Genomic DNA, 25070 nt, shown 5'->3' with positions numbered 1-25070 from the left:
CCATAGCCGGGATAAGCCGACAGCGAACCGAACATAGGTGGCGGAAAAATGTCCCGAACAGCCTTTGGCGCGTGCAGTTCGCCTAATGGCTGTTCGGGATCGCAACGTTGTACGTCTTGGAGAAGGAATGACAACGCTGTCCAGGTGCTTTAAGCAGATTTCGGCACGCAGTTCAATCGCCTTTTATCGACCCATATGTCGATCGAACGTCAGCCAGCAAATAGATGGGTCGGCAAGCCACGCACGCCGCAATCGACTTCGAACAAGCCGCCGTCACAGGGCGTCGCGTCCAGGCCGATCGCGGCTGAACTGACGAACATGCGATCCAGGTCGGGTCCGGCAAAGCAGATGTTGGTCACCTGCCGCGCGGGCAAGGCAATGGCGCGGTCTAGCCTGCCATCGGGCGTGAACCGGCTGATCCGCCCGCCGCCCCAATGGGCGACCCAGATATGGCCGTCGGCATCCACGGTCATGCCGTCGGGATAACCGTCCGCATCCGTGAAGGAAATGAAGGGTTGCCGATCGGCAATTCCCTCTGCCGTCCGGGCGAAGCGATACATGACCCGACGGGCCGTATCGCTATGATAGAGCCATTTGCCGCAGGGCGAAAAGGCCGGGCCGTTGGGGACGCGATAGCCGGCATCCATCTGTTGCCAGACAAGATCGGGGGTCAGGCGATAGAGCGATCCGCTGTCGCTTTCCTCCGCCATGTCCATCGTGCCGCACCAGATCTGCCCCTGCGCATCGGCCTTGCCATCATTCATGCGATTGCCCGGCAGATCAGGTTCCGGGTCACCGATCGGCGTGATGGTCAGCGGGTCGAGGCTGATCTCTGCAAAACCGCTCTTGAACCCGCCGATAAAGCCGCCGCCCGCCCGCTCGGCCACCCAGCCCAGCGGTTCGGGCACTGCCCAGCGTTCGACGGCGCCGTCCTTCAGGGACAGTCGGTTGAGCGCGGGAGCAAGGATGTCGACCCAATAGACCGCATCATCCCGCGCCGACCATATAGTCCCTTCGCCCAGCATGTCGGCGCCATCGCGCGCGATCATCCGCCACTGCGCCATGGTTCACCGCTTGACCGAGAGGCGATAGACCATCGCGTGATGATAGGGTTTGCCGGGATCGACCCGCGCCGACACGAAATTGGGTTTGTTGGGCGCATCGGGGAATTTCTGCGGCTCCAGCGCGATGCCGTCACCCATGCGATAGAGGTGACCGCCCTTGCCCACCAGCGTACCGTCGAGAAAATTGCCCGCATAAAATTGCACGCCCGGCTCGGTCGTCAGCACCTCAACCACCCGGCCCGATACCGGATCTTCCAGCCGGGCGGCCAGTTCGGGGGTCTTGGTCAGCCCCTTGTCCAGCGCCCAATTATGGTCATAGCCACGCCCCAACACGATCTGCGGATCGCGTCCGTCGCGAATGCCGTCGGCCACGCGGCGGGGCTGGCGGAAATCGAACACGCTGCCATCCACCGGCTTGCGTTCACCAGTCGGGATCAGCGCTTCATCGACCGGGGTATAGGCTTTGGCCGGAATCGTCAGCAGATGGCCCAGCGCCCCGTCCGGCGATCCTTCGCCACCCAGGTTGAAAATGGCGTGGTTGGTCATGTTGACGATGGTGGGCTTGTCCGTCTTGGCATCGAATAGGATGCCCAGATTGCCCGCCTCATCCAGCGTGTAGGTGACGCTGCTGTCCAGCTTGCCCGGATAACCCGAATCGCCATCCGCACTGGTCAATGTCAGCACCAGCGTTGCGACCGGCCCGCTCTTGACCGACGCGACTTTCCAGACCTGCTTGTCGAAACCCTTGCCGCCGCCATGCAGGCTGTTGGTCTTGTCGTTGAGCGGCAACTGATAGGCCTTGCCGTCGATCGAGAAGGCGCCGCCCGCGATGCGATTGGCATAGCGGCCCACGGTCACGCCGAAATAATTGGGATGGTCGACATAGTCTTTGAGGTCATCATAGCCGAGCAGCACGTCCGCAGTCTTGCCATGCTTGTCCGGCATCGACAGCGACTGGAGCGTCGCGCCATAGGTCAATATCCGGGCCGATATGCCCTGCTTGTTGGTCAGGCTGATCACCTCGACCGCGGTTCCGTCCGCCAGGGTTCCAGCGGGCGCGCGGGTGGCTTCGGCGGCGAGCGCCGCCCCGCTTGTCAGCGCCAGCGCGACTGCGTATGACAGCGTTGTTTTGATAATAGCGACGTTGCGCATGAGGCTTCCTCTTATGACCATGACCCATTGACGGGCGGTTTCGGGGAATATACTCAGACAAGATAAGCGGATGCAACCCCTCATAGCGGCTGTGCCGCATTGGAATTTACGGAGACGGATGAATGGCAGGACCAGTTTCCTCGACCGCCGCGCCATCGATGGCGCATAATCCCGGCGTTCGCTACGGCCCGGCGCTAGGGCTGCTGGCCAGCCTGTTTTTCATGTGGGGCTTCATCACGGTCATCAACAACACGCTGCTGCCGCATCTGCGCAGCGTGTTCGACCTGAGCTACACCCAGACGACGCTGATCGAATCAGTCTGGTTCATCGCCTATTTCTTCGCCTCCATTCCATCGGCCAAGCTGATCGAACGGGTCGGCTATCAGAAGTCGATGGTCATCGGGCTGCTGATCATGGCGGCGGGCGCAGCGGGCATGACGCTGGCGGCGTCCATCCCCTCCTATGGCGTGACGCTGGTCATGCTGTTCGTCATCGCCAGCGGCATCACGCTGTTGCAGGTCGCGGCCAACCCCTATGTTGCGGTCGTTGGCAAGCCGGAAACCGCCTCCTCGCGCCTCAATCTGGTGCAGGCGATGAACTCGGCGGGCACGATGCTCGCTCCCCTGTTTGGCGCCTATCTGATCCTGGGCCGGTCAAAGGGTGGCACGTCGCAGGGCGATGTCGTCCTGACCCAGGCCGAACGGCTGGCCGACGCGCAGTCGGTGATCCTGCCCTATATCATCGTCGCGGTCATTTTGGTGGTTCTGGCGGTGATCATCGCCCGCTTCCCCCTGCCCGCCATGGGCAATGCGACATCGCGTCACAGCAAGGAAGAGCGCAAGAAGCACTCGCTCTGGGTGCATCGCAATCTGGTGTTCGGCATCCCGGCCATCTTCATCTATCTGATCGCGGAAATCGGCGTCGCCAACCTGTTCGTCAATTTCGTCAGCCAGCCCGATATCGCCAACCTGACCCATGAGCAGGCGGGCAATTATCTCAGCCTGCTGTGGGGCGGGATGATGGTTGGTCGCTTCGCTGGCTCCGCGATCATGCAGAAATTTGATGCAGGCCATGTGCTGGCCGCCTTCTCGATCGGGGCGTTCATCGTCATGCTGGTGACGGTATTCACCACCGGCCCGATCGCGATGTGGTCGCTGATCCTGGTCGGCCTGTTCCATTCGATCATGTTCCCCACCATCTTCACCCTGGGTATCAAGGGACTTGGCCCCTTGACCGAGGAAGGGTCGGGCCTGCTGATCATGGCGATCGCCGGTGGCGCGCTGGTCGTGGTGCAGGGCAAGCTGGCGGACGAATTCGGCCTGCAATGGTCGTTCCTGCTGACCGCGGCGTGCGAACTCTACATCCTCTTCTACGCGCTATGGGGATCGAAAGTGACCCATGCGCTGCCCGACCAGCCAGTCGCGGAATAAGCCAAAAACAGCCGAGGGTCGCACTTCGGGGCAAAAAAGGCCGGAGCAGGACCATCCTGCTCCGGCCTTTTTCATTCCCCGTACCGGGCAGGGTCATCCCCCCATCGCGCTTGCAGTATCCTCCAGCGCCAGATCGACCAGCACGCCCATCGCCTCGGCCGCCGCCGCCGCGTCTCCCGCCGCGATCGCGTCGAACACGCGGACATGGTCGGGGATCGGGTTGCGCGGCAGAGCGCGGGCGCGCTGCTTATATTGGGTGGTCCAGTTGACCGCCGATCCGATGCTGGCGGACAATACCTGAAGCGCATCGTTGCGGGTCGCGTTGAGGATCGCATTGTGAAAATCGCGGTCGGCCGCGCGCCCCAGCTCGGTCGCCAGCGTATGGCGGCGCATCGCGGCCAGCGCGTCCTTCATGATCTTGATGTCATTCTTGTCACGCCGCTGCGCCGCCAGCCGGGCGGCGGCCGGTTCGACGATGGCCCGCAGCTCGAACAGGTCGCGCACGAACTGGATGTCGGGTTCCCCGGCAAAGGCCCAGCCCAGCACTTCGGGATCAAGCAGGTTCCAGCGGGTGCGCGGCAACACCCGCGTTCCGGCCTTGGGGCGGCTTTCCACCAATCCCTTGGCGGTCAGCACCTGAATCGCTTCGCGATAGGCGCTGCGCGACACGTCCAGTTCCTCGGCAAAGGCGACCTCGCCCGACAGGACATCGCCCGGCGCATATTGGCCAGACAAGATCGCCGTGCCCAGCTTGTGCGCGATCGCCCCGTGCAATCGCCTGCCAGGCCCCCGCGCCACTTTTGCCGAATCCCCATTTTCCGCGGCATGCGCAGTTGTTGACGGCCTGTCCTGTCCCATCCCGGCTCCTCCCACCTTGCACCTATCAGGCACGGATCGATGTAGAATACAAGCATTGCCATTACCATCTTCCTGTAATATGTCGGAGTAATTGAGAGAGTCATCACGCAAGCGCTGCTGCATATTGCAGCCGCCCAAGCACATGATCGGCCATCATTCAGGATCAGCCAGCGCCGCGAATGGCGTGCGGGAGGAGAGTTTTTTCATGACATTGCGCCTGTTGCAGCATCGTGCCCCCAGCGGCGTCCGCTCCGTCATCGCGGCGCAGGGCGATGCCGCCCATATCGTGCCGGGCTATGCCAGCATCCGCGCCTTGGCGCTCGACGCGATCGCCCGTAACATCAGCCTGAGCGCCACAGTCGAAGCGGCGGGCGCGGGCGATGCGATCGACATTGCCGCGGCCTTTGCAGCGGGCGAATTGCTCGCCCCCATCGACCATGACGATGACGCGCATATCCAGTTGACCGGCACAGGCCTGACCCATCTCGGCTCCGCCGAAGGCCGCGACAAGATGCACCGCGAGGCAGCGGCGGCGGAACGGCAGACCGATTCCATGCGCATGTTCCTGGAAGGGCTGGAGGGCGGCAAGCCCGCGCCGGGTGCCGTCGGCCAGCAGCCCGAATGGTTTTACAAGGGCGACGGGTCGCAACTGGTGGGGCCGGGCGAACCGCTGACCATGCCAGCCTTTGCCAAGGATGGCGGCGAGGAGCCGGAACTTGCGGGCATCTACATCATCGGCGATGACGGCCAGCCCTATCGGCTCGGCCTGGCGCTGGCCAACGAGTTCAGCGACCATGTGACCGAGCGGCACAATTATCTGTGGCTCGCCCATTCCAAGCTGCGGCAGGCCGCGCTTGGCCCGGAATTGCTGGTCGGTACCCCGCCCGCGCATATCGAGGGTGCCAGCCGCATCCTGCGCGACGGCGTCCCGATCTGGGAAAAGCCGTTCCTGTCGGGCGAAGGCAATATGTCGCACAGCTTCGCCAATCTGGAACATCATCATTTCAAATATGACCTGTTCCGCCGTCCCGGCGACGTCCATGTTCATTTCTTCGGCACGGCGACACTGTCGTTCAGCGACGGCATCGCGACGCAGGAAGGCGATGTGTTCGAAATCGCCGCCGCGCCCTTCACCCTGCCGGCGCGCAATGTGTTGCAACGCGCCCGACCCGTCGAAGTGGTCGTTCAGGCGCTCTGACCGCCATGGACCCGATCCGCATCGCAATCGTGGGCATGGGCAAGATTGCGCGCGACCAGCATGTCCCCGCCATCCGTGGCAATAGCGCCTTCAGCCTGGCCGCGACGGTCAGCCCGCATGATGCCGGGCTGGACGGGATGCCGCATCTCGCCAGCCTGGACGCGCTGCTGCATGACGGCCCGGCGGTGGACGCGATAGCGCTCTGCACCCCGCCGCAGGTCCGTTATGATCTGGCGGCGCAGGCACTTGCGCGCGGCATCCATATGTTTCTGGAAAAGCCGCCCGGCGCGACGCTGGCCGAAGTCGGCGCGTTGCAGGCGCAGGCGGACAGGGTGGGCGTTTCCCTGTTCGCGGCCTGGCACAGCCGCTTTGCCGCGGGCGTCGCTCCGGCGCGCGCCTGGCTGGCGGAGCGGAAGATCGACAGCGTGTCGATCGTCTGGCGGGAGGATGTGCGCGTCTGGCATCCGGGGCAGGCGTGGATCTGGCAGCCCGGCGGCCTTGGCGTGTTCGATCCGGGGATCAACGCGCTCTCGATAGCGACCCACATCCTGCCGCGCCCCTTCTTCCTGAAGGATGCAACGCTGATCCTGCCGGACAATCGCGCCGCCCCGATCGCGGCTGACCTGCATTTTCGCGACACGGGCGGCGCGCCGATCCACATGGACCTCGACTGGCGGCAGACCGGCCCGCAAAGCTGGGACATTGCCGTCGAAACCGACGCAGGCACGCTCAAATTGTCGCAAGGGGGCGCGGTGCTGCACCTTCCCGGTTCCACCGACCATGGCGAGGATGTCGAATATCCGGGGCTCTACAGCCGCTTTGCCGCGCTGATCCGGGGCGGGCGATCGGACGTCGATACCGATCCGTTGCGGCTGGTCGCCGACGCCTTCCTGCGCGGGCGGCGCGAGACCACTGACGCATTTCACGATTAAGATTACAGGAGTGGACGACATGATCAAAGCCCTGCGCCGCACGACGGCCACGCTGCTACTTTGCGCTACGGCGCTTGCCACCAGCGCCCATGCCGACACGGATGGCAAGCCGACGACCGCGACGATCAACGCCGCCAGCCCCGGCCCGGTCTATGACAAGCGCATCTTCACCCAGTTTGCCGAACATCTGGGCAACGGCATTTATGGCGGCCTGTGGGTCGGCAATGACAAGACGATCCCCAATACGAATGGCTTCCGCAACGATGTGATTGCGGCGCTCAGGAACCTGTCCGTGCCTGTCGTACGCTGGCCCGGCGGCTGCTTTGCCGACGAATATCATTGGCGCGAAGGCATTGGCGGCAAATCCAAGCGCCCGGTCAAGATCAACACCCATTGGGGCGGCGTGACCGAGCCGAACACGGTCGGCACCCATGAGTTTTTCGAGCTGATCCGCCAGATCGGCGCGGAGGCCTATGTCGCGGGCAATGTCGGCAATGGCACGCCGCAGGAAATGGCCGAATGGGTCGAATATATGACGTCGCCTGCGGGAACGCTGGCCGAAGAACGCGCGAAGAACGGGCACAAGGAACCATGGGCCGTTCCCTATTTCGGCGTCGGTAACGAATTGTGGGGCTGTGGCGGCAATATGCGCGCCGAATATGCCGCCGACGTCACCCGCCGCTACGCCACCTTCATCAAGGCGCCGCGCGGCACGAGGATCATGAAGATCGCGGCAGGCGCCAATTCCGACGATTATAACTGGACCGAGACGATGATGAAGATGGCGAGCGGCCAGCTCGACGCGCTGTCGCTCCATTATTACACCATCCCAGGCGCCTGGCCGCCGCGCGCTTCCTCCACTCAGTTTGACGAGACGGGCTGGGCCAACACATTGGCCGAAGCACTGCGCATCGACGAATTGATCACCAAGCATAGCGCCATCATGGACAAATATGATCCGGCCAAGAGAATATGGCTGGCGGTCGATGAATGGGGCACCTGGTATGCCGATGACCCAGGCACCCATCCCGGTTTTCTGCGCCAGCAAAATACGCTGCGCGATGCGCTGGTCGCGTCGATCCATCTCGACATTTTTGCGCGTCATGCCGACCGGGTGAAGATGACCGCCATCGCCCAGATGGTGAATGTGTTGCAGGCCATGATCCTGACCGATGGCAGCAAGATGGCGCTGACGCCGACCTATCATGTGTTCGAGATGTACAAGCCCTGGCAGGACGCGACCGTGCTGCCGATCAGCATCGACACGCCCTGGTATAACAAGGATAAATGGTCGATGCCTGCGGTCAGCGGGTCGGCGGTGCGAGGCAAGGATGGGAAGGTCCATGTCGGCCTGTCCAATCTCGACCCGAACCAGCCAAACACGGTGACGGTCAAGCTGGATGGCCTGAATGCCGCAAGCGTCACCGGCCGCATCCTGACGGCGGGCGCAATCAACGCCCACAACACGTTCGACGCGCCAGACACCGTCAAGCCGGTCGCCTTCACCGGCGCGCAGGTCAGCGGCGGCACGCTGAGCGTGACCCTGCCGCCCAAATCGGTCGTGGTGCTGGAGTTGCAGTAAAGCCTGAAGTGCCATGTGCCCCCGCGCAGGTGGGAGCACATGGCTTTAATTGGAGAGGTCCGCATGAGGCGACCGACGTTCATCGCTTGGCTGGCCCTCGCCCTTTTCGCGATCCCCGCCAGCGCGCAGCAGCCGTCCCCGCCGCCGCGCGACACGCTCAACAGCCGCCTGACCGGCGACCTGACGCCCACCCATGATCCGGTCATCATCCGGCAGGGCGACACCTATCACATATTCAGCACCGGCCATGGCAAGCGGCTGATCGAAACCCGCACGTCCCCTGACCTCATCCACTGGACCGCCGGCGCGCCGGTCTTTACCGCCCTGCCCGACTGGGCGAAGGCGGCGATCCCCGGCAGCGATGGCATGTGGGCGCCCGACATCAGCTATGTGAATGGCCGCTACCGCCTCTATTATTCGGTCTCCACCTTCGGGTCGAACCGATCCGCGATCGGCCTGGCGACCAGCCCGACGCTGGACCCTGACGCGCCCGATTATCATTGGCGGGACGAAGGCATGGTCGTCATGTCGGACAAGAGCGACGACTTCAACGCGATCGACCCCAATTTCATCATCGACCGCGAAGGCCGCCACTGGCTTTCGCTCGGCAGCTTCTGGACGGGCCTTAAACTGTTCGAACTGGACCCAAGGAGCGGCAAGCTCAAAGATCCCAAAGCCAGGCCCGTCGCCATCGCCCGGCGTCCGGCCCCGGCGGGTGGTCCGGCCCCGGTCGAAGCACCCTTCATCATCGACCATGGCGGCTATTATTGGCTGATGGCGTCCTACGACTATTGCTGCAAGGGCGCGGCCAGCACCTATTACACCGTCATCGGTCGGTCGAAGGCGATTACCGGCCCCTATCTGGGCAAGGATGGCAGTTCGATGCTGGAAGGGGGCGGCACCATCTTCCTGCGCGCCGACCTGCAGGAACAACAGCGCTTCCGTGGTCCTGGTCATGCGGGCTGGCTGCATGACAGGGACGGCCAGGATTATGTCGTCTACCACGCCTATGACAAGCAATCGAACGGCGCCCCGACCCTGCGGATCGCGCCGGTCCGCTGGGGCGCGGACGGCTGGCCCCAGGCCGATTATTGAATACCGACCGGAGAGAAAGACATGCATTTCACCCTGTCCCGCCGTGGCTTCATCGCCAGCAGCGCCGCCCTGTCCGCCGCGCCGATCATTGCGCGCGCCAAGGTCGCCGAAGCGCCCGTAGCCGCACCGCAAAACCCGCTCGTCCGCCAGCGCGCCGATGCGCAGATATTTCGCCATGACGATGGCCATTATTACATGACCGGGTCAGTCCCCGAATATGACCGGCTGGTGCTGCGCCGGTCAAAGACGATCGCGGGCCTGACCAGCGCAACCGAAGCCGTGCTGTGGCGGCATGAAAAGACCGGCCCCCTGTCCGGCTTCATCTGGGCGCCCGAACTGCACCGGATCGATGGACAGTGGATCATCTATTTCGCCGCCGGGCCCAGCGGCGGGGGCGAGGATGTGTTCCGCATCCGCACCTACGCGGTGGTGTGCGACGGGCCGGACCCGATGACCGGCAAATGGAGCCTGCTCGGCCAGTTTCAGGCGCCGTGGGACAGTTTCAACCTCGATTCGACCAGCTTCGTCCACAAGGGCCAGCGCTATTTCGCCTGGGCGCAGCGCGAGCCGGGGATCGAGACGAACAGTAACCTGTACATAGCCAAGCTGGAATCCCCGTTGAAGCTGGCGGGCAAGGCGACCCGCCTGACCGTGCCGACGCTCGACTGGGAAATTCGCGGCTACAAGGTCGCCGAAGCGCCTGCTGTCCTGCACCGCAATGGCCGTCTTTTCATGACCTATTCGGCCAGCGCGACCGACGCGCGCTACTGCCTGGGCATGCTGACCGCGGATGAAGATGCCGACCTGCTCGACGCGGCCAGCTGGACCAAATCGCCACAGCCGGTTTTCACGACATGCCGGGAAACCAGCGTGTTCGGCCCTGGCCACAACAGTTTCACCGTGGACGAACAGGGACGCGACATGTTGGTCTATCATGGCCGGGACTATGAGGCGATCCAGGGCGATCCGCTGTTCAACCCGGACCGCCATACCCGCGTCCAGCGGCTCTATTATACCGCCGATGGCATCCCCGATTTCGGTGTGCCGGTAGGCAACGGACCACTGCCGGAGCGCTTTGCGTCAGCCACCAATGCCAAACTCCTGCTGGCGCATGACGGCCCCCGCCTGATCGCGGGCAACCCCTTGCTGGCCCAGACGCAGTTCCGCCAGACGCCCGGTCGCGCGGGCCAGCAAAGCGTCATGCTGTCCCCCATATTGATGCCCGGCCATTATCTGGTCGCGCGCAAGGACGGATCGGTCGCGCTGGAGCCTGACAGCAACAGTGCCGATTTCGACCTGCGCAGCCAGTTCGTCCGCCTGGCCGATGCGCGGCGGGGCACCATCCGCTTTGCCGCGATCGCCGCGCCGGGCAAGGCGATCGGCGTGGCAGACGGCCAGATTCGCCTCGTGCGCAGCCGTGACGCTGCGGCACGCTGGCGTGCGGACTGACGTCAACCGATATACTCCGACAAAGAGGCAATGTCGGATCTTGCACATCGGCGGGCCGCCAGCCCCTCGCCAGACCCGTTCCGGCCGGACTATCCTTGAATATCCAGCACTTCCTGATGCAGCAATAATGTCACGCCGCGCCGTCATGCGGACCAACCAGAAAATTTCGCTTGCACTCCATTTGTCTGAGCAATAATTAGTCCGAGTAATTCAGGGCATGGCGAATGGGCCAGCCATAGGGGAGGACTTGAAATGGCACGTCTGCCGATCGCATTATGCTCCGTATCCATGTTCGCGCTGATGCTGGACGCCAGCGCCCACGCGCAAACCAGCCCCGCCCCCCAGATGGCCGCAGAGGACGACACCGCCGACATCGTGGTGACCGGCGTGCGCGCATCGATTGTCGGCGCGCTCAATGTCCGCAAGAATTCGACACAGATCGTCGATTCGATCGTGTCGGAAGATGTCGGGAAGCTGCCCGACAATAATGTCGTCGAAGCGCTCCAGCGCGTCACCGGCATTCAGGTCACCGACCGCGCCGGAGGTGAAACGGCGGGCATCACCATCCGCGGCCTGACCGATCCGCTGACGACGCTCAACGGCCGCAACATCTTCACCGCCGCTGGCACATCCTTCGCGCTGCAGGATATTTCCGCGAACCTGGTCAGCCGGATCGACGTTTACAAGACCCGCTCGGCCGATCAGCTTGAAACCGGCCTGGCGGGCCAGATCGACGTCCAGACCCGTCGCCCGCTCGACTTTGACGGCTTCACCATTTCCGGCCTGGCGCGTGGCGTCTATTCGGAACTGGCGGACAAATATAATCCCAATGTCGCCCTGCTCGTCAGCGATCGGTGGGAAACCGGCATCGGCGACATCGGCTTGCTGGTCAATGCCAGCTATACCAGGGCGCAATATCGCAACCAGAATCTGCAGGCCGGCGCGATGGTGCCCTTCGCCACCGAAGCCCCGCCCGCCGGTTCGGGCCTGACGCCGCTGCAACGCATCTTCCCCGGCGACAGTAACGAAAATTGGACGCCCGGCCTGGACGCGGGCCTGCCGACCGCCCCCGGATCGACGCTCAACATCAATGGTGTCGCCACCCCCTATTATCTGTCGCGCGACGCCGTCATCGCGTCCGACCTGTACGGCAAGCGTGAGCGGCCCTCGATCAACGCGGCGCTGCAATGGGCGCCCAATGACAGTTCGGTCTACACCGCCGAAGTCTTTTACACCGGCTTCCGGGGCGAAACCTTCAACAGCCTGCATTTCAGCTTCGCCGACTGGTGGGGCAATCTGCCCGCGGACGTCGCCAACAGCTTTGAACTCTATGAAGGCACGAACATCATCAAGTCGCGCCGGGTGGGCGCGGTCGCAGGCTTCAACAGCGGCGACATGGCAACCAACCGCACCGACAGCTATGTCTATGCGCTGAACGCCAAATGGGATGTCGGCGCCAACGGCAAGATCGTCGCCGACCTGGCCTATCAGGACAGCAAGAACGAAACCTCCTTCTTCGCCATCCGCACCGATCGCGGCCCGCTCGATCTCGACATTGATTTCAACGCAGGTGGCGGCCTGCCCGCCTACAGCTTCGGCAATCAGGACGTGCTGACCGACGCCAGCAAATGGACCGTGGGCAATCTGTTCGACAGCGGCACGAAAAATACCGGCAGCGCGCTGACCATGATGCTGGACGGCGAATATAAATGGGACGACGGCTTTCTGCGCCGGATCAAGGCGGGCTGGCGCTATGACAGCCGCAAGGCCGACAGCTATGTGCGCGATCAGGGCGCCGGTGGCCTTGGCGTCACGCTCGACGCCTTTGGCGAGGGCAGCCCCTTTACCAATAGCGGCTTCTTCGATGGGCGCGCCGACATTCCGACCAGCTGGGTGCTGGCCGATCCGCGCAGCATGAACAAGGATGCCGTGCGCCAGTTGTACCGCGCCGTCGCGCCCGGCCTGCTGCTGTCGGACCAGATGACGTTCGGCCATGTCTTTGGCATCAACGAAACGAACCTCGCCGCCTATATATTGGCCGATGGGGAGATCGAAATTTTCGGTCGTCCGCTTCAGTTGCAGGGTGGCGTGCGCTTCGTCGCGATCGACACCGAATATGACTATTTTGATCGCGGCAATGGGTTCGCCCGGACCACCGTATCGACGGGTTCGGAAAAATTCCTGCCGTCCTTCACCGCGCGCTACAATATCACCGACAATCTGCGCATCCGCTTCAACTATGGCGAAACGCTGCGTCGTCCGGCCTTTGGCGATCTCAATCCCAATCTGGCGCTTACCGGCGACCTGTCGCGCGTCGGTTTTGGCACCGGATCGTCGGGCAACCCCAATTTGCGGGCGACCCAGTCGAAGAATATGGACCTGGCGATCGAATGGTATTTCGGACGCAACAGCGCCATCTACGCCACCGCCTTCCAGCGCAAGATCGACGGCCTGGTCGTGCCGCTCACCGTGCGGGAGTTCATTCCGAACAATTATCTGCCCCGCAACGAAACCTATACCGAATTTTTCAACATCACTCGCCCGGCCAACGCATCCAACGGCACGCTCAAGGGGCTGGAACTGGGGCTGACCTATTTCCCCTCCTACCTGCCTTCGGTCCTCGACGGCCTGGGCTTTACCGGCAGCGCGACGATCCTGGATTCGGAACAGACGATCCCGGTCGTCGACAATGCCGGGCAAATCACCGGCACCGCCAAGTCGGCCTTCTTCGGCGTGTCGAAACTGTCCTACAACGCCACGCTGGCCTATGACAAAGGCCCGGTCGGCGCGCGCCTGTCCTATATCTGGCGCAAGGGGTTCCTGAACAACAATGAAGCCCGCGCCTTCGCCAACCCGATCGGCATGTGGCGCGCGCCGGAAAAGAGCCTGGACTTCCAGCTGACGCTGAACCTGAACGAAGATATCGGCATCACCTTCGACGCTGTGAACATCACCAAGGCGAAGCAGCAAAATTATTACAAGTTCGGCGATGTCGGCAACCCGACGGAGTTCATTTCCAGCACCTTGCTGATCGACCGCACCTTCGCCTTGGGCGTCCGCTTCAAATTCGACTAGGCGCCCCGTGCAACGCGGCAGTCATCGCCGCCTTGCATGTTTGGCGGTCGTTCCGGGTTTCCCCTCCAGCCCCGGAACGACCGCCATTTTTGCGATGTGCCTGTGGCGCATCGGCTTGTCGGCCGTTTACGCCCGCGCGGGCAAGACCTGCGCCCGGCATTCGCCAAAGCCGATGGGCACGAACCCATCCGCCTGCGCGACCGCTTGCAATATGATTTCGTCGCCATCGGCCAGAAAGGCGCGGGTTTCGCCTGTGGGCAGGCTCACCGGCTCCTTGCCCCCGACGGATAATTCCAGCAGGCTGCCAAAACCGTCCCGCGTCGGCGCGGAAATGGTGCCTGTGCCAAGCAGATCGCCGGGCATGATGTTGCAGCCATTGGACGCTTGATGGGTCACGATCTGCTGCACCGTCCAGTAGAGATTGCTGGCCGGACCCTGGCTCAGGCGCATCGGCGCCATGCCCGCATCGCGCATCGCTGCGCTGAGGAGATAGACAGACAGCATCACGCCAAGCGCGCCATGCGCCTGATCATCGGCATCGGCAAGATAGGGCAAGGGCGCCGGATCGCCATCGGGCCGCGCGGGCTGGGCGATGCGGAACGGCGCCATCGCTTCCGCGGTCACGACCCAGGGCGAAATGGTGGAATGAAAGCTTTTGGAGAGGAAGGGGCCGAGCGGCTGATATTCCCACGCCTGCAAATCGCGCGCCGACCAGTCGTTGAGCAGGCAGAAGCCGGCGATGTGATCCGCCGCGTCATGAATGGCTATGGGCGCGCCCTGCTCATTGCCCTGGCCGATCCACACCCCCATTTCCAGCTCATAATCAAGCCGCACGCTGGGGCCATAGACGGGCGCGTCGGCATCGGGCGCCTTGCGCTGGCCGCAGGGACGCAGCAGCGCCTGCCCCGACGGGCGGATCGACGAAGCCCGGCCATGATAGCCGATCGGCACATATTTATAATTGGGCAGCAACGGATTGTCGGGCCGGAACTGGCGACCGACATTGGTGGCGTGGTGGATGCCGACATAGAAGTCGCTATAGTCGCCGATCTGCGCAGGCAGATGCAGCGTGCAATCGCACGCGGCGTAGAGATGCGGTTCGACCGCCCCCTGCATCGCCGGGTCGGACAGCAACATGCTGATCGCGCGGCGCAGGGTGCGGCGTGCGTCGACCGGCATCGCCATCAGCGCGTTGAGCGTCGGGAGCAGCAGCCTGTCGCCCCCCTCTCCGATCAGTCCCGCGTCCGCGCAGGCCGCCAGGTCCAATATCATGTCGCCGATCGCCGTGCCGATCCGCCCCTTCCCCCCGGCTGGCGAAAAGACGCCATAGGGCAGGTTCTGGATCGGGAAATCGGCATGACCCTGCGCGCTCGCAACCCAGCTGGTCCGGGCCGGATCATGCGTTTCGTCGGTGGTCCACCAGCCGGTCATGGCAGCCGCGCCTTTGGAAAGCCCTGCCAGCAGGCGTCATAATCAGCCTGCAACAAAGGGGTTTCCATTGCCCAGCGGGTGGGGCGAAACGCCATCCTGCTCTCGATCATGAACGCCATGCTTTCCTCTATCTTGTGGGGCGAAAGGACGGCATCCACCGCCTTGCGCCAACTGTCGACGTCCGGGCCATGGCCCGACATATTATTGTGCAGGCTGCCCCCACCGGGTGCAAAGCCACCTGCCTTGGCATCATATTGGCCGTGGATCAGCCCCATATATTCGCTCATCACATTGCGATGGAACCAGGGCGGGCGAAACGTGTCCTCCGCCACCATCCAGCGCGGCGGGAAGATCACGAAATCGACATTGGCCGTGCCCGGAGTATCGCTGGGGCTGGTCAGTACCGTGAAGATGGACGGATCGGGATGGTCGTAGCTGACCGTGCCGATCGTGTTGAAGCGCGTGAGATCATAGCGACAGGGCGTCAGATTGCCGTGCCAGGCGACTACGTCGAACGGGCTATGGTCAAGTTCGCTCTCCCACAGCATGCCGCCATATTTCTGCACGATCCGGGTTGGCCGCTCGACATCCTCGAACGCTGCGACCGGCGCCTCGAAATCGCGGGCATTGGCAAGGCCGTTGGAACCGATCGGTCCCAGGTCGGGCAGCCGGAACAGCGCGCCGTGATTTTCGCAGACATAGCCGCGTGCTGCGCCGTCCGGCAATTCGACGCGAAAGCGCACCCCGCGCGGGATCAGCGCAACCTGCAACGGCGCAACCTCCAGCACACCCATTTCGGTAACGATGCGCAGGCGCCCCTGTTGCGGCAGGATCAGCATTTCGCCATCGGCGCTGAAAAAGGCGCGATCCACCATGGACGCGCTGGCGGCATAGAGATGCACCGCGCAGCCGGTCCCCGCGCCAATATCGCCATTGGACGCGATGGTGACGAGGCCATCGACGAAATCCACCCCCGCCCCGGCGGCGGGCAGCGGATTCCAGCGCAGCCGGTTGGGCGTATCGACCTGCCCCGCTACGATCAGCGTATCGCGCCCATAGGGCCGGAACGGCGGATGCCCCGCGCTTGGCCGCATCCGGTAAAGCCAGCTGCGCCGGTTGTCATGGCGCGGCGCGGTGAAGGCGGTGCCGGACAATTGTTCGGCATAGAGTCCGAACGGCACATGCTGGGGCGAATTGCGCCCCACCGGCAACGCCCCGGCCACTGCCTCGCTCGCATGATGATTGCCCCAGCCGGGGAGATAATGCATGTCGATCCTCTCCTCCCAAGCCTTGCGTCAGGCGTCGACGCTCACCACCCCGCGCCGTATCTGGTCCAATTCGATGCTTTCGAACAAGGCCTGGAAATTGCCGTTGCCAAAGCCTTCATTGCCCTTGCGCTGGATGATCTCGAAAAAGATCGGCCCGAACATCGGCTCGGTAAAGATCTGAAGCAACAGCCCCTCGGTTTCAACATCGCCATCGATCAGAATGCGGTTGCGGCGCAACCGTTCCAGATCCTCCCCATGGCCGGGGACGCGCTTGTCGACCAGTTCGTAATAGGTCTCGATCGTGTCCTGCAACCGCACGCCGCGCGCGCGCAGCTTTTCGACCGTGCCGTAAATATCGTCGGTGGTCAGCGCCAGATGCTGAATACCCTCGCCATGATATTCGCGGATGAACTCCTCGATCTGGCTCTTGTCGTCCTGGCTTTCGTTCAGGGGAATGCGGATCGCCTTGTCCGGGGCGATCATCGCCTGGCTGGTGAGGCCGGTCGCCTTGCCCTTGATGTCGAAGAATTTCTGCTCCTCGAACCCGAACAGGGTGCGGTAGAATTCGCTCCACACCCGCATCTGCCCGCGCCGGACATTGTGGGTCAGATGGTCGAGCAGGTCGAGCCCGACATTGTTGCGCGCCTCCGCTTCGCGCCAGCCGGGAAATTCGGCCCAGTTGGCGTAGGGATCGCCATGGTCGGGCATGAAATAGAGATAGGCGCCGCCAATCCCCATGATGACGGTGTCATCCTCCTCCGTCGGCTGCGCGCCATTGGCCAGCGCCCATTGCAGCGCGCCCTGCGGATTGGCGACGCGGAACGCCATGGCGCTGGCAGAGGGGCCGTGCATCCCGCGAAACGCCGCCACCCGGCCCGCATCGTCGCGGTTGAGCATCAGGTTGATCCGCCCCTGCTTGAAGCGGGTGATATTCTTGGTCGGGTGCCGGTGGGTCGCGGTAAAGCCCAGCGCCTCGAACTGCGCGGCCATCGCTTCGGGGTCGGGCGACGTGAATTCGACAAATTCAAAACCGTTAAGGCCCAGGGGATTATCGGCGCTGGTGGTCATTTCGGCTCCTCTTGCATTTTCTTATGGGCATAGGCCTGCGTCCCGCGGGTAAAGACCCGGTCGCCTGGCAATATCGTGTCGGTATCCAGATCGCTTTGCTGCGCCAGCGCGGCATAGAGCGGCGCGAAATCGGTCTCGACGGTCTGGCGCAACAGCTGATCGAAACTGTCGATGACGAAATAGCTCTGCTGGAAATCGTCGATTTTATAACGGGTCCGCATCAGCCGCTGAAGATCAAAGCCCAGCCGGTTGGGGGAGGCATCCTCCAGCGCGAAATGCGATTCGGCATTGGACGACACGATCCCCGCGCCATAGAGGCGCAGGCCCTCATCCGTGTCGATCAGCCCGAATTCGACGGTGTACCAGTAAAGCCGCGCCAGCTTCTCGATCGCGCCCAGCCCGTCGGCGCGCAACCCGCCCTGGCCATAGGCCTGCATATAATCGGCGAACACCGGATTGGCGAGCAGGGGAACATGGCCGAACACGTCGTGAAACACGTCCGGCTCCTCCAGATAATCCTCCTGGCTTGGCGTGCGGATGAAGCGCCCGGCGGGAAAGCGGCGATTGGCCAGATGGTCGAAAAACAGACGGTCGGGCACCAGCCCCGGCACTGCCACCACCTGCCACCCGGTCGCCTGCATCAATCGGTCGGACAGCGCGTCGAAACGCGGGATGCCCGGCTGGTCCATCCTTAATATATCCAGCCCCGCCATGAATTCCGGCACCACCCGCCCCGGCAGCATGCGCGCCTGCCGCTCGAACAGCCGGTCCCACATCGCATGATCGGCCGCGCTGTAGCGGTCCCAGTCCTGCGGAACGGTCCAGTCCTCCGCGGCGTGCGCGGGACGGTCGAGTGGGGTTTCGGCGTGCGGGGTTTCAGCCATGGCCCCAGCATCGCAAATCGGGCGCGAAATTGCTTTTCAAAATGGCCGATAATCAGGGTATAACTGTAATTTCAATTCACATATCGGTGATTTCATGACGAAATTTGTTGAACTGGATGCTTTGGATCGCCGCATCGTTGCAGAGTTGCAGCGTGACGCCGCGCTCAGCAATGCCGATCTGGCCGAACGGGTCGGCAGCACCGGCCCATCCTGCTGGCGCAGGGTCAAGGCGCTGGAGGAAGCGGGCGTGCTGCGCGGCGCGGTCCGCCTCGCCGATCCGCACCTGCTGGGGCAGGATGTGACCATATTCTGCCATGTGCGGATGAAGGAGTTTTCGGGCGATTCGATCGCCGCGTTCGAAGCGTTCGTGCGCGACCATGATCAGGTGATGGAATGCTATTCGATGTCGGGCGAATGGGATTATCTGATGCGCGTCGTCGCCTCCAATGTCGCTGATTATGAGCATTTCCTGATGCGCACCCTGCTCAAGCACCCCTCGGTCGCGGGCGCATCATCGCAATTTGCGCTGTCGGTCACCAAATATCAGACCGCCTTGCCGGTGCGCGGCTAGGCGCGCCCGCGCCTCGTCACGCCATTTTACCCCTTGCCCCGGCGGCAATCCCATGCACAAAGAATGCCAACTGCCCCGCGGGCGGACCAATTTTTACTGGCGGTCAATCCATTGGCTGCAAGAATGGACGAACCATGCACGACGTCACCACCCAGGATCGGCCAGCCCAGGCCCACCACCCCCTTGCCCCGCAGGAATTGGGTGACGGCCTGTCGGTCATCTCGATCGCCAAAAGCTATGACAAGCGCGTCGTCCTGTCCGACGTGTCGTTGACCGTGGGCAAAGGCGAAGTGGTCGGCCTGCTTGGCCCCAATGGCGCGGGCAAGACGACCTGCTTCTATTCGGTGATGGGGCTGGTCCGCCCCGACCGCGGCCGCATCGTGCTGGATGGGCAGGATATTACCGGCCTGCCCATGTATCGCCGCGCCATATTGGGGCTGGGCTATCTGCCGCAAGAAACGTCGATCTTTCGTGGCCTGACCGTCGCGCAGAATATCAGCGCCGTACTGGAACTGGCCGAGCCGGACCGTGATGCGCGCGACGCCCGGCTGGAACAGCTGCTCGACGAATTCGGCCTGACCCGTTTGCGCGATTCGGCGGCAATGGCGCTGTCGGGGGGCGAACGCCGCCGCTGCGAAATCGCCCGCGCGCTGGCCGCCAATCCCTCGATCGTGCTGCTGGACGAACCTTTTGCAGGCATCGACCCGCTCTCCATCGCCGACATCCGCGACCTGGTCAAAGATCTGAAGAACCGGGGCATCGGCGTCCTCATCACCGACCATAATGTGCGCGAAACGCTGGAAATCGTCGATCGCGCCTGCATCATCTATGGCGGCCAGATGCTCTTTGCCGGCAGCCCGACCGAACTGGTCGCCAATGCCGACGTACGCCGCCTCTATCTGGGCGAGAATTTCTCGCTTTGACATGATGGCGGCGCGCACTCCCATTCATGACGCAGTTATGGTCTGATGGCGCTCGGTCCACGCCTCGACATCCGGCAAAGCCAGTCGCTGGTGATGACGCCGCAGCTCCAGCAGGCGATCAAGCTGCTGGCGCTTTCCAATCTGGAGATTGATGCGTTCGTCGCTGGTGAGCTGGAGAAAAATCCGCTGCTCGACAGCGGCAGCGCGCCCGACGACCTGCCCGCGCCCGATGGCATAGACCGGGATGTGGAACGCCCTGCGCTTGCCGCCGAAACGGGATCGAGCGACGATCTGATCGGCCAGGGACTGGGCGCCAGCGATTCCCCGCTCGACGTCGATTATGGCGCCGAAACCTTTATCGACGATGGCCCCGGCGATCGCATGGCCAGCGCCCATGGCACGAGTAGCGGTTCCGGCAGCGGCATGGACGCGCTGACGGGGGGCAGCGGCGAAGCGGTAGATTTCGACAGTTTCGCCAATCCCGAACCCAGCCTTCAGGAACATCTGATGGATCAGGCCCGCGCCGCTTTGTCGGGCATGGACCTGATCGTCGCTGGCCAGCTGATCGGCCAGATCGACCCGGCAGGCTATCTGGAGGCCAATCTTCTGGAAACCGCCCATGCGCTCGGCCTGCCGCTGTGCGACGTGGAACGGGTGCTGGGCGTCATCCATGGCTTCGACCCCACCGGGGTTGGCGCGCGGTCATTGTCCGAATGCCTGGCGCTGCAAGCCAAGGAGGCCGACCGTCACGATCCCTGCATGGCGCGACTGCTCGCCAATCTGGATCTGCTGGCGCGCGGCGCGCTGCCACAGTTGCGCCGTATCTGCGGCGTGGATGAAGAGGATATGGCGGACATGATCCGCGAACTGCGCAGCTATGACCCAAAGCCCGGCCTGCGCTTTTCCAGCGATCGCGCCGCGCCCGTCACGCCGGACCTGTTCGTGCGGCCCACCGCGGACGGCTGGGCGATCGAGATTAACAGCGCGACGCTGCCCCGCGTCCTCATCAACCGTAATTATTATGTCGAACTGGCGTCGGGCAAACAGGACAAGAGCGCCAAGGCATGGCTCGCCGATTGCCTGGCCAGCGCCAACTGGCTGGTGAAGGCGCTGGACCAGCGCCAGAAAACGATCATCAAGGTCGCCAGCGAAATCGTCCGTTGCCAGGAGGATTTTTTCCGCAAGGGCGTCGCGCACCTCAAACCGCTGACGCTGCGCACCGTCGCGGACGCCATCGCAATGCACGAATCCACCGTCAGCCGGGTGACGTCGAACAAATATCTGTCCTGTCCGCGCGGCCAGTTCGAGCTCAAATATTTCTTCACCAGCGGCGTCGCCAATGCCGAAGGCGACGGTGCCGTCTCGGCTGAGGCAGTCAAAAGCCATATCAAGGCGCTGATCGCCGCCGAAGAACCCCATGCCATCCTGTCCGACGACACGCTGGTCGACCTGCTGCGCGCCAAGGGCATGGACATAGCGCGGCGCACCGTGGCGAAATATCGTGAGGCGATGGGCATAGGCTCATCGGTGCAACGGCGGCGGCAGAAAGCGTTGCAGGGCAAGGCGGCTTAGAGGGGGCAGTCAGGCAGGGCCGTGCCCTGTCCTACACAACCCGCCCCTGATATATTTAGACCCGGCTCCTTTACATCGTCCACCCCACCCCCTTGCCCGCACCGGCAGACGACCGACTTTGCGTCAATTTCCCATGCGCGATATGGGCGAATTTAGCGAAGTTCCGCGTCCGCCCTTCCCGCCGCAACAGCGTGATATACGACGCCAAGCCGCTTGACCCTGCCCGCCCGACCGGCAAAAGCAGGGACTTCATCGCCTAAGGAAATGCCCCGCTTCATGTCGATCGCCTATCTCAACGGTGCCTTTCTACCGCTTGCAGACGCGCGGATCTCACCGCTGGACCGCGGCTTCCTGTTTGCCGATGGCATTTATGAGGTCGCGGCGGTCATCGATGGCAAGCTGATCGACAGCGCCAGCCATCTCGCCCGACTGCAACGTTCCGCCGCCGCGCTTGGCATCGCCCTGCCCATAAGCCTTGCCGAAATTGAAACGGTGCAAAAGCAGCTCGTCGCCCGCAACGCGCTGAATGAAGGTCTCGTCTATCTTCAGCTGACCCGTGGCGCGGACGCAACGCGCGACTTCCTGCCGTCGCCCGATACCGCGCCGACCCTGTTCCTGTTCGTGCAGGACAAACCCATTCTCCATGTCCCTGCAGTCACGACCGGCATCGCGGTTGCCACGATGCCCGACCTGCGCTGGAAACGGCGCGACATCAAAAGCACCGGCTTGCTGGCGCAGGCGATGGCCAAACAGGCTGCGCGCGACGCGGGCGCACAGGAGGCCTGGCTGGTCGAAGACGGCTTCGTGACCGAAGGTGCGTCCTCCACCGCCTTCATCGTCACCGACGAAGGCATCGTCACCCGCCCCTACAGCCAGGCGGTGCTGGCAGGCTGCACCGGCGACGCGCTGACCGCGCTGGCCGTCGAAAGCGGCCTGGCCGTCATCCGCCGCCCTTTCAGCGTCGCAGAAGCGCTGGCCGCGAAAGAAGCGTTCATCACCAGCGCCTCGACCCTGTGCCAGTCGGTCGTCACCATCGACGGCCAGACCATCGGCACCGGCACCCCCGGCCCGGTCGCGATGCGACTGCGCGCACTCTACATCGCCTTCGCCCGCGCCACGGCGGTGTGATCGTACCAGATGACTCCATTTCGGATGCAAATCTCGTCAAGCCAAAGCCCCATAATGGCGAGAATATGGACCCAATGATCATGTCCGGCCGATCAGTCCCAGACGCCTTCCTCCATTGCGGAGAAAGCAGGGGCTGCATCCCGGCGTCGGAACGATAAGGTGCAGAACAGAACAGGCACAGGAGCCACGCGATGACGGTCGACCCCTTTACCCCCGACTATGACGCCCCGTTCGGCGCACGCGATGAACGGCCCGGTCTGCTGGTCGTCGCCGATGATGCTTGGGGGGACGAGGCTGCCGCATTGGCGCGGGCAGCGGGCCTGCGTCTGCTCGACATCGTATCACTGGCCGACGCGCCGCTCAGGCTCGACATCCAGGTTGGTTGCGACATCGTCATGCTCTTCTGCCCGCGACCCGACCCGACGCTCGATCACCTAATCGTCCAGTTGGAAACCGTCGCAATCCAGAATGGCATGGCCATCATCCTGCTGGCGGGCATCGAAACGCTGGACCTTGCCTATGCCTGCGTCCGCAATCCCCGCACCCAGTTGCTATGCAACCCCGACCGGACCGATGTCGCCGCTGCCCTGCTGGCCGCTGCCAAGCATGAAAGCGCCGGCCAGAAATTGCACGAAATCACCCGCGAAGGCGAAAGCACCCGCCTGCAGCAATTGAGCGAAGAGGTCGGACGCCTCGCCCGCACGATCGAGGCTATGACCCAGCGCCCGCGCGGCGTCGCCGCGCCCAGTTTCGATCTTGGTCCGCGCATCGCGGACCGGGCGAGCGATTATATCGGTATGCCTGCGATCGCGCCGATCGGCAGCGAAGTCGCCAGCCCGGACGCTCCGCCGATCAGCGCCACCCAGGTCCGCGACCTGCTGCGCGCACGCCGCATTCGCGCCGATTTCCTGCCCGGCGACCTGTTTGCCGATCCGGCCTGGGACATGCTACTCGACCTGCTGGCCGCCAGGCTTGAGCATGAGCGCGTCTCCGTTTCCAGCCTGTGCATCGCCGCCGCCGTGCCGCCGACCACCGCCTTGCGCTGGATTCGCACGCTGACCGACAAGGGGCTGGTCGAACGGCAGGCCGATCCCCATGATGGCCGACGCATCTTCATCGCACTGGCCAATGAGGCCGCCGAAGCGCTGACCCGCTGGTTCGGCGCCAGCCGCCGACTGCTCACCGCCTGACTCCCGGCTTGACGCCCCGGCATTTTTCCCTAGATAGACGCTTCTCCGCAGGAGCGGGCGATTAGCTCAGTTGGTAGAGCGTCTCGTTTACACGCGGATTTGCTGGGTGGCTGTAGGCCGCAGGAAAGCTAGGCTTTCCGCTTTCTCTTTTTAATCTGGTCGGGACTATGTCGGGACTCGCTGGCATCGAGCGCGTTGCGAACGTCGTCGTCCAGAACGTGGGCGTAGCGCAGGGTGGTTTCGATGCGGCGGTGCTTGAGGGCTTCCTTGGCCGCTGCCAGTGAGCCGGTGGCGCGCACGATGCGGGTGCCACGTGTGTGGCGCAGATCGTGAACACGGAAATTATCGACGCCGGAATCGGCCTTGGCCTGTTCGAACGGCTTGCGCAGGGCAGTGGCGGTCAGGCGATAGCGCTGGCCCGCGCGGCGGTCGCCACGGCTTTTCTGGCAGACATAAGTGAAGACATATTCCTTCGCCTCTTCATCTTCGGCGTGTGGCTGGCGCGCGATGATTTCGACCAGGGTGGAAGTGAGCGGGCGGGTGACGATGTCGCCGCCCTTGATCTGCGTCACGGCCTGGCGGCGCGGGATGTTGACGTCCTTCCAGCGCAGGCCCAGCACCTCGCCCTTGCGCCAGCCTGATTTCAATAGGAAGTCCACGGCGTCCGTCACGTCGGTGCGGAGGGCAAGGAACAGCTTTGCCTCTTCGGCGATCGCTAGTTCGCGCGGTGGCTGGCGCGGCACTTTGAGGAAGAGCTTTCCCCAATCGGGCATCTCGCCGATATCATATTTGGTCGCCTGCGCGTGACGCCAGATCGAGCGGGCATTTTCCATTTCCCGGTTGACCGATGCATTGGCGCGGCCGTCGCGGCGCTTGGCGACATAGAGCTGCAAATCACGCTGGGTGATTTCAGACAGGAGGCGGGTGCGGCCGAGGCCTTCGACCAGCGCGGCGATCATGTAGCGGATGGTCGGCCAGCTGGGCAGGTGTTCGGCATGTTCCTGATACAGGCCACCGGCCTGATCGAGCGTGATGGGTGGGCGCTGAACTTCGGGCAGCGCGGCGCGGTGGCGTTCGCGCCGTTCAAATTCCTCCGCCTTGCGCTTGGACGTGCAGCCGGTGGAGCCGTGGTAGCGGCGTCCACGGAACTGAAAGTCGAAGAGAAAGTGTGGTTTGCCTGCAGGCTTATAGACGGTCACG

General features: G+C 63.4%; 20 protein-coding genes. 12 read left to right on the top strand and 8 right to left on the bottom strand.

Annotated elements, in window-relative coordinates; translation table 11 throughout:
• Positions 1-209: 209 nt before the first annotated feature.
• Together IWY39_RS13040 and IWY39_RS13035 are read right to left on the bottom strand one after the other, a co-directional pair.
• Complete coding sequence (locus tag IWY39_RS13040; RefSeq protein ID WP_107123385.1) at positions 210-1064, bottom strand: SMP-30/gluconolactonase/LRE family protein; 855 nt, start codon at positions 1062-1064, stop codon at positions 210-212.
• Positions 1065-1067: 3 nt separating this feature from the next.
• Positions 1068-2216: an aldose epimerase family protein gene (locus IWY39_RS13035; protein WP_107123386.1), complete on the bottom strand. Its 1149-nt coding sequence runs from the start codon at positions 2214-2216 to the stop codon at positions 1068-1070.
• Between the two features lie 122 nt (positions 2217-2338).
• On the opposite strand from IWY39_RS13035, the gene IWY39_RS13030 reads away from it, so the two are divergent.
• Complete coding sequence (locus tag IWY39_RS13030; RefSeq protein WP_026149691.1) at positions 2339-3646, top strand: sugar MFS transporter; 1308 nt, start codon at positions 2339-2341, stop codon at positions 3644-3646.
• A 93-nt stretch (positions 3647-3739) separates the two neighbouring features.
• On the opposite strand, the gene IWY39_RS13025 is transcribed toward IWY39_RS13030, so the two are convergent.
• Entirely contained in the window at positions 3740-4504 is a 765-nt protein-coding gene (locus IWY39_RS13025) for a FadR/GntR family transcriptional regulator (RefSeq protein WP_026149692.1), read from the bottom strand.
• Positions 4505-4709: 205 nt separating this feature from the next.
• Between IWY39_RS13025 and araD1 the strand changes: the two genes are divergently transcribed.
• The 6 genes from araD1 (at position 4710) to IWY39_RS12995 (ending at position 13835) form a co-directional block, all read left to right on the top strand.
• Positions 4710-5702, top strand: coding sequence for an AraD1 family protein (gene araD1, locus IWY39_RS13020; protein ID WP_107123541.1), 993 nt, complete (start codon positions 4710-4712; stop codon positions 5700-5702).
• Positions 5703-5707: 5 nt separating this feature from the next.
• Positions 5708-6634 (top strand): Gfo/Idh/MocA family protein, encoded by a 927-nt coding sequence (locus IWY39_RS13015; protein WP_107123387.1) that lies wholly within the window; start codon positions 5708-5710, stop codon positions 6632-6634.
• Positions 6635-6653: 19 nt separating this feature from the next.
• The gene (locus tag IWY39_RS13010; RefSeq protein WP_107123388.1) at positions 6654-8216 is read left to right on the top strand and encodes an alpha-N-arabinofuranosidase; all 1563 of its coding nucleotides are present in this window, start codon (positions 6654-6656) and stop codon (positions 8214-8216) included.
• A 63-nt stretch (positions 8217-8279) separates the two neighbouring features.
• On the top strand, positions 8280-9311 hold the full coding sequence (locus IWY39_RS13005; protein ID WP_107123389.1) for an arabinan endo-1,5-alpha-L-arabinosidase: 1032 nt from the start codon (positions 8280-8282) through the stop codon (positions 9309-9311).
• A 21-nt stretch (positions 9312-9332) separates the two neighbouring features.
• Positions 9333-10760: a glycoside hydrolase family 43 protein gene (locus tag IWY39_RS13000; protein ID WP_107123390.1), complete on the top strand. Its 1428-nt coding sequence runs from the start codon at positions 9333-9335 to the stop codon at positions 10758-10760.
• A gap of 252 nt (positions 10761-11012) precedes the next feature.
• Positions 11013-13835 (top strand): TonB-dependent receptor, encoded by a 2823-nt coding sequence (locus IWY39_RS12995; protein ID WP_196871591.1) that lies wholly within the window; start codon positions 11013-11015, stop codon positions 13833-13835.
• 126 nt (positions 13836-13961) lie between these two features.
• Here IWY39_RS12995 and fahA read toward each other — a convergent pair whose 3' ends face one another.
• From fahA to phhA, 4 genes are read right to left on the bottom strand one after another with little or no spacing between them, the layout of a single operon-like run.
• Positions 13962-15266 carry a fumarylacetoacetase gene (fahA, locus tag IWY39_RS12990; RefSeq protein WP_107123392.1) on the bottom strand — a complete coding sequence of 435 codons (1305 nt, stop codon included), beginning with the start codon at positions 15264-15266 and terminating at the stop codon, positions 13962-13964.
• Positions 15263-16534 carry a homogentisate 1,2-dioxygenase gene (gene hmgA, locus IWY39_RS12985; protein WP_107123393.1) on the bottom strand — a complete coding sequence of 424 codons (1272 nt, stop codon included), beginning with the start codon at positions 16532-16534 and terminating at the stop codon, positions 15263-15265. The genes fahA and hmgA overlap by 4 nt, the downstream gene beginning before the upstream one ends.
• 27 nt (positions 16535-16561) lie before the next feature.
• Entirely contained in the window at positions 16562-17602 is a 1041-nt protein-coding gene (gene hppD / locus IWY39_RS12980) for a 4-hydroxyphenylpyruvate dioxygenase (protein ID WP_107123394.1), read from the bottom strand.
• A complete protein-coding gene (gene phhA, locus IWY39_RS12975) occupies positions 17599-18486 on the bottom strand; it encodes a phenylalanine 4-monooxygenase (protein ID WP_019054714.1) in 888 nt (295 codons plus the stop codon). Before phhA ends, hppD begins: the two co-directional genes overlap by 4 nt.
• Before the next feature lie 94 nt (positions 18487-18580).
• On the opposite strand from phhA, the gene IWY39_RS12970 reads away from it, so the two are divergent.
• The 5 genes from IWY39_RS12970 to IWY39_RS12950 all read left to right on the top strand — a co-directional run bounded on the left by IWY39_RS12970 (position 18581) and on the right by IWY39_RS12950 (position 23870).
• A complete protein-coding gene (locus IWY39_RS12970; protein ID WP_017183793.1) occupies positions 18581-19057 on the top strand; it encodes an Lrp/AsnC family transcriptional regulator in 477 nt (158 codons plus the stop codon).
• Between the two features lie 134 nt (positions 19058-19191).
• The gene (lptB, locus tag IWY39_RS12965; RefSeq protein ID WP_017183792.1) at positions 19192-19980 is read left to right on the top strand and encodes an LPS export ABC transporter ATP-binding protein; all 789 of its coding nucleotides are present in this window, start codon (positions 19192-19194) and stop codon (positions 19978-19980) included.
• 45 nt (positions 19981-20025) lie between these two features.
• Complete coding sequence (gene rpoN, locus IWY39_RS12960; protein ID WP_107123395.1) at positions 20026-21552, top strand: RNA polymerase factor sigma-54; 1527 nt, start codon at positions 20026-20028, stop codon at positions 21550-21552.
• 276 nt (positions 21553-21828) lie between these two features.
• Positions 21829-22680 (top strand): D-amino-acid transaminase, encoded by an 852-nt coding sequence (locus tag IWY39_RS12955; RefSeq protein ID WP_107123542.1) that lies wholly within the window; start codon positions 21829-21831, stop codon positions 22678-22680.
• A 191-nt stretch (positions 22681-22871) separates the two neighbouring features.
• Complete coding sequence (locus tag IWY39_RS12950) at positions 22872-23870, top strand: winged helix DNA-binding protein (protein ID WP_107123397.1); 999 nt, start codon at positions 22872-22874, stop codon at positions 23868-23870.
• Between the two features lie 128 nt (positions 23871-23998).
• Here IWY39_RS12950 and IWY39_RS24450 read toward each other — a convergent pair whose 3' ends face one another.
• On the bottom strand, positions 23999-25069 hold the full coding sequence (locus tag IWY39_RS24450; RefSeq protein WP_196871590.1) for a tyrosine-type recombinase/integrase: 1071 nt from the start codon (positions 25067-25069) through the stop codon (positions 23999-24001).
• Position 25070 lies beyond the last annotated feature (1 nt).

The organism is Sphingobium sp. JAI105, assembly GCF_015752145.1.
Classification (GTDB): Bacteria; Pseudomonadota; Alphaproteobacteria; order Sphingomonadales; family Sphingomonadaceae; genus Sphingobium; species Sphingobium xenophagum.
The sequence above is the reverse complement of the archived record's forward strand: the minus strand, read 5'-3'. Positions and strand labels throughout refer to the sequence as shown.

Coding starts and splice junctions, on each gene's coding strand:
- phhA (WP_019054714.1), bottom strand. CDS start 18,486: ATGGCTGAAACCCCGCACGCCGAAACCCCACTCGACCGTCCCGCGCAC.
- hmgA (WP_107123393.1), bottom strand. CDS start 16,534: ATGCATTATCTCCCCGGCTGGGGCAATCATCATGCGAGCGAGGCAGTG.
- IWY39_RS12995 (WP_196871591.1), top strand. CDS start 11,013: ATGGCACGTCTGCCGATCGCATTATGCTCCGTATCCATGTTCGCGCTG.
- IWY39_RS13005 (WP_107123389.1), top strand. CDS start 8,280: ATGAGGCGACCGACGTTCATCGCTTGGCTGGCCCTCGCCCTTTTCGCG.
- lptB (WP_017183792.1), top strand. CDS start 19,192: ATGCACGACGTCACCACCCAGGATCGGCCAGCCCAGGCCCACCACCCC.
- IWY39_RS12955 (WP_107123542.1), top strand. CDS start 21,829: ATGTCGATCGCCTATCTCAACGGTGCCTTTCTACCGCTTGCAGACGCG.
- hppD (WP_107123394.1), bottom strand. CDS start 17,602: ATGACCACCAGCGCCGATAATCCCCTGGGCCTTAACGGTTTTGAATTT.
- IWY39_RS13035 (WP_107123386.1), bottom strand. CDS start 2,216: ATGCGCAACGTCGCTATTATCAAAACAACGCTGTCATACGCAGTCGCG.
- IWY39_RS13025 (WP_026149692.1), bottom strand. CDS start 4,504: ATGGGACAGGACAGGCCGTCAACAACTGCGCATGCCGCGGAAAATGGG.
- IWY39_RS13000 (WP_107123390.1), top strand. CDS start 9,333: ATGCATTTCACCCTGTCCCGCCGTGGCTTCATCGCCAGCAGCGCCGCC.
- rpoN (WP_107123395.1), top strand. CDS start 20,026: ATGGCGCTCGGTCCACGCCTCGACATCCGGCAAAGCCAGTCGCTGGTG.
- IWY39_RS13015 (WP_107123387.1), top strand. CDS start 5,708: ATGGACCCGATCCGCATCGCAATCGTGGGCATGGGCAAGATTGCGCGC.
- IWY39_RS13040 (WP_107123385.1), bottom strand. CDS start 1,064: ATGGCGCAGTGGCGGATGATCGCGCGCGATGGCGCCGACATGCTGGGC.
- araD1 (WP_107123541.1), top strand. CDS start 4,710: ATGACATTGCGCCTGTTGCAGCATCGTGCCCCCAGCGGCGTCCGCTCC.
- fahA (WP_107123392.1), bottom strand. CDS start 15,266: ATGACCGGCTGGTGGACCACCGACGAAACGCATGATCCGGCCCGGACC.
- IWY39_RS12970 (WP_017183793.1), top strand. CDS start 18,581: ATGACGAAATTTGTTGAACTGGATGCTTTGGATCGCCGCATCGTTGCA.
- IWY39_RS13030 (WP_026149691.1), top strand. CDS start 2,339: ATGGCAGGACCAGTTTCCTCGACCGCCGCGCCATCGATGGCGCATAAT.
- IWY39_RS12950 (WP_107123397.1), top strand. CDS start 22,872: ATGACGGTCGACCCCTTTACCCCCGACTATGACGCCCCGTTCGGCGCA.
- IWY39_RS13010 (WP_107123388.1), top strand. CDS start 6,654: ATGATCAAAGCCCTGCGCCGCACGACGGCCACGCTGCTACTTTGCGCT.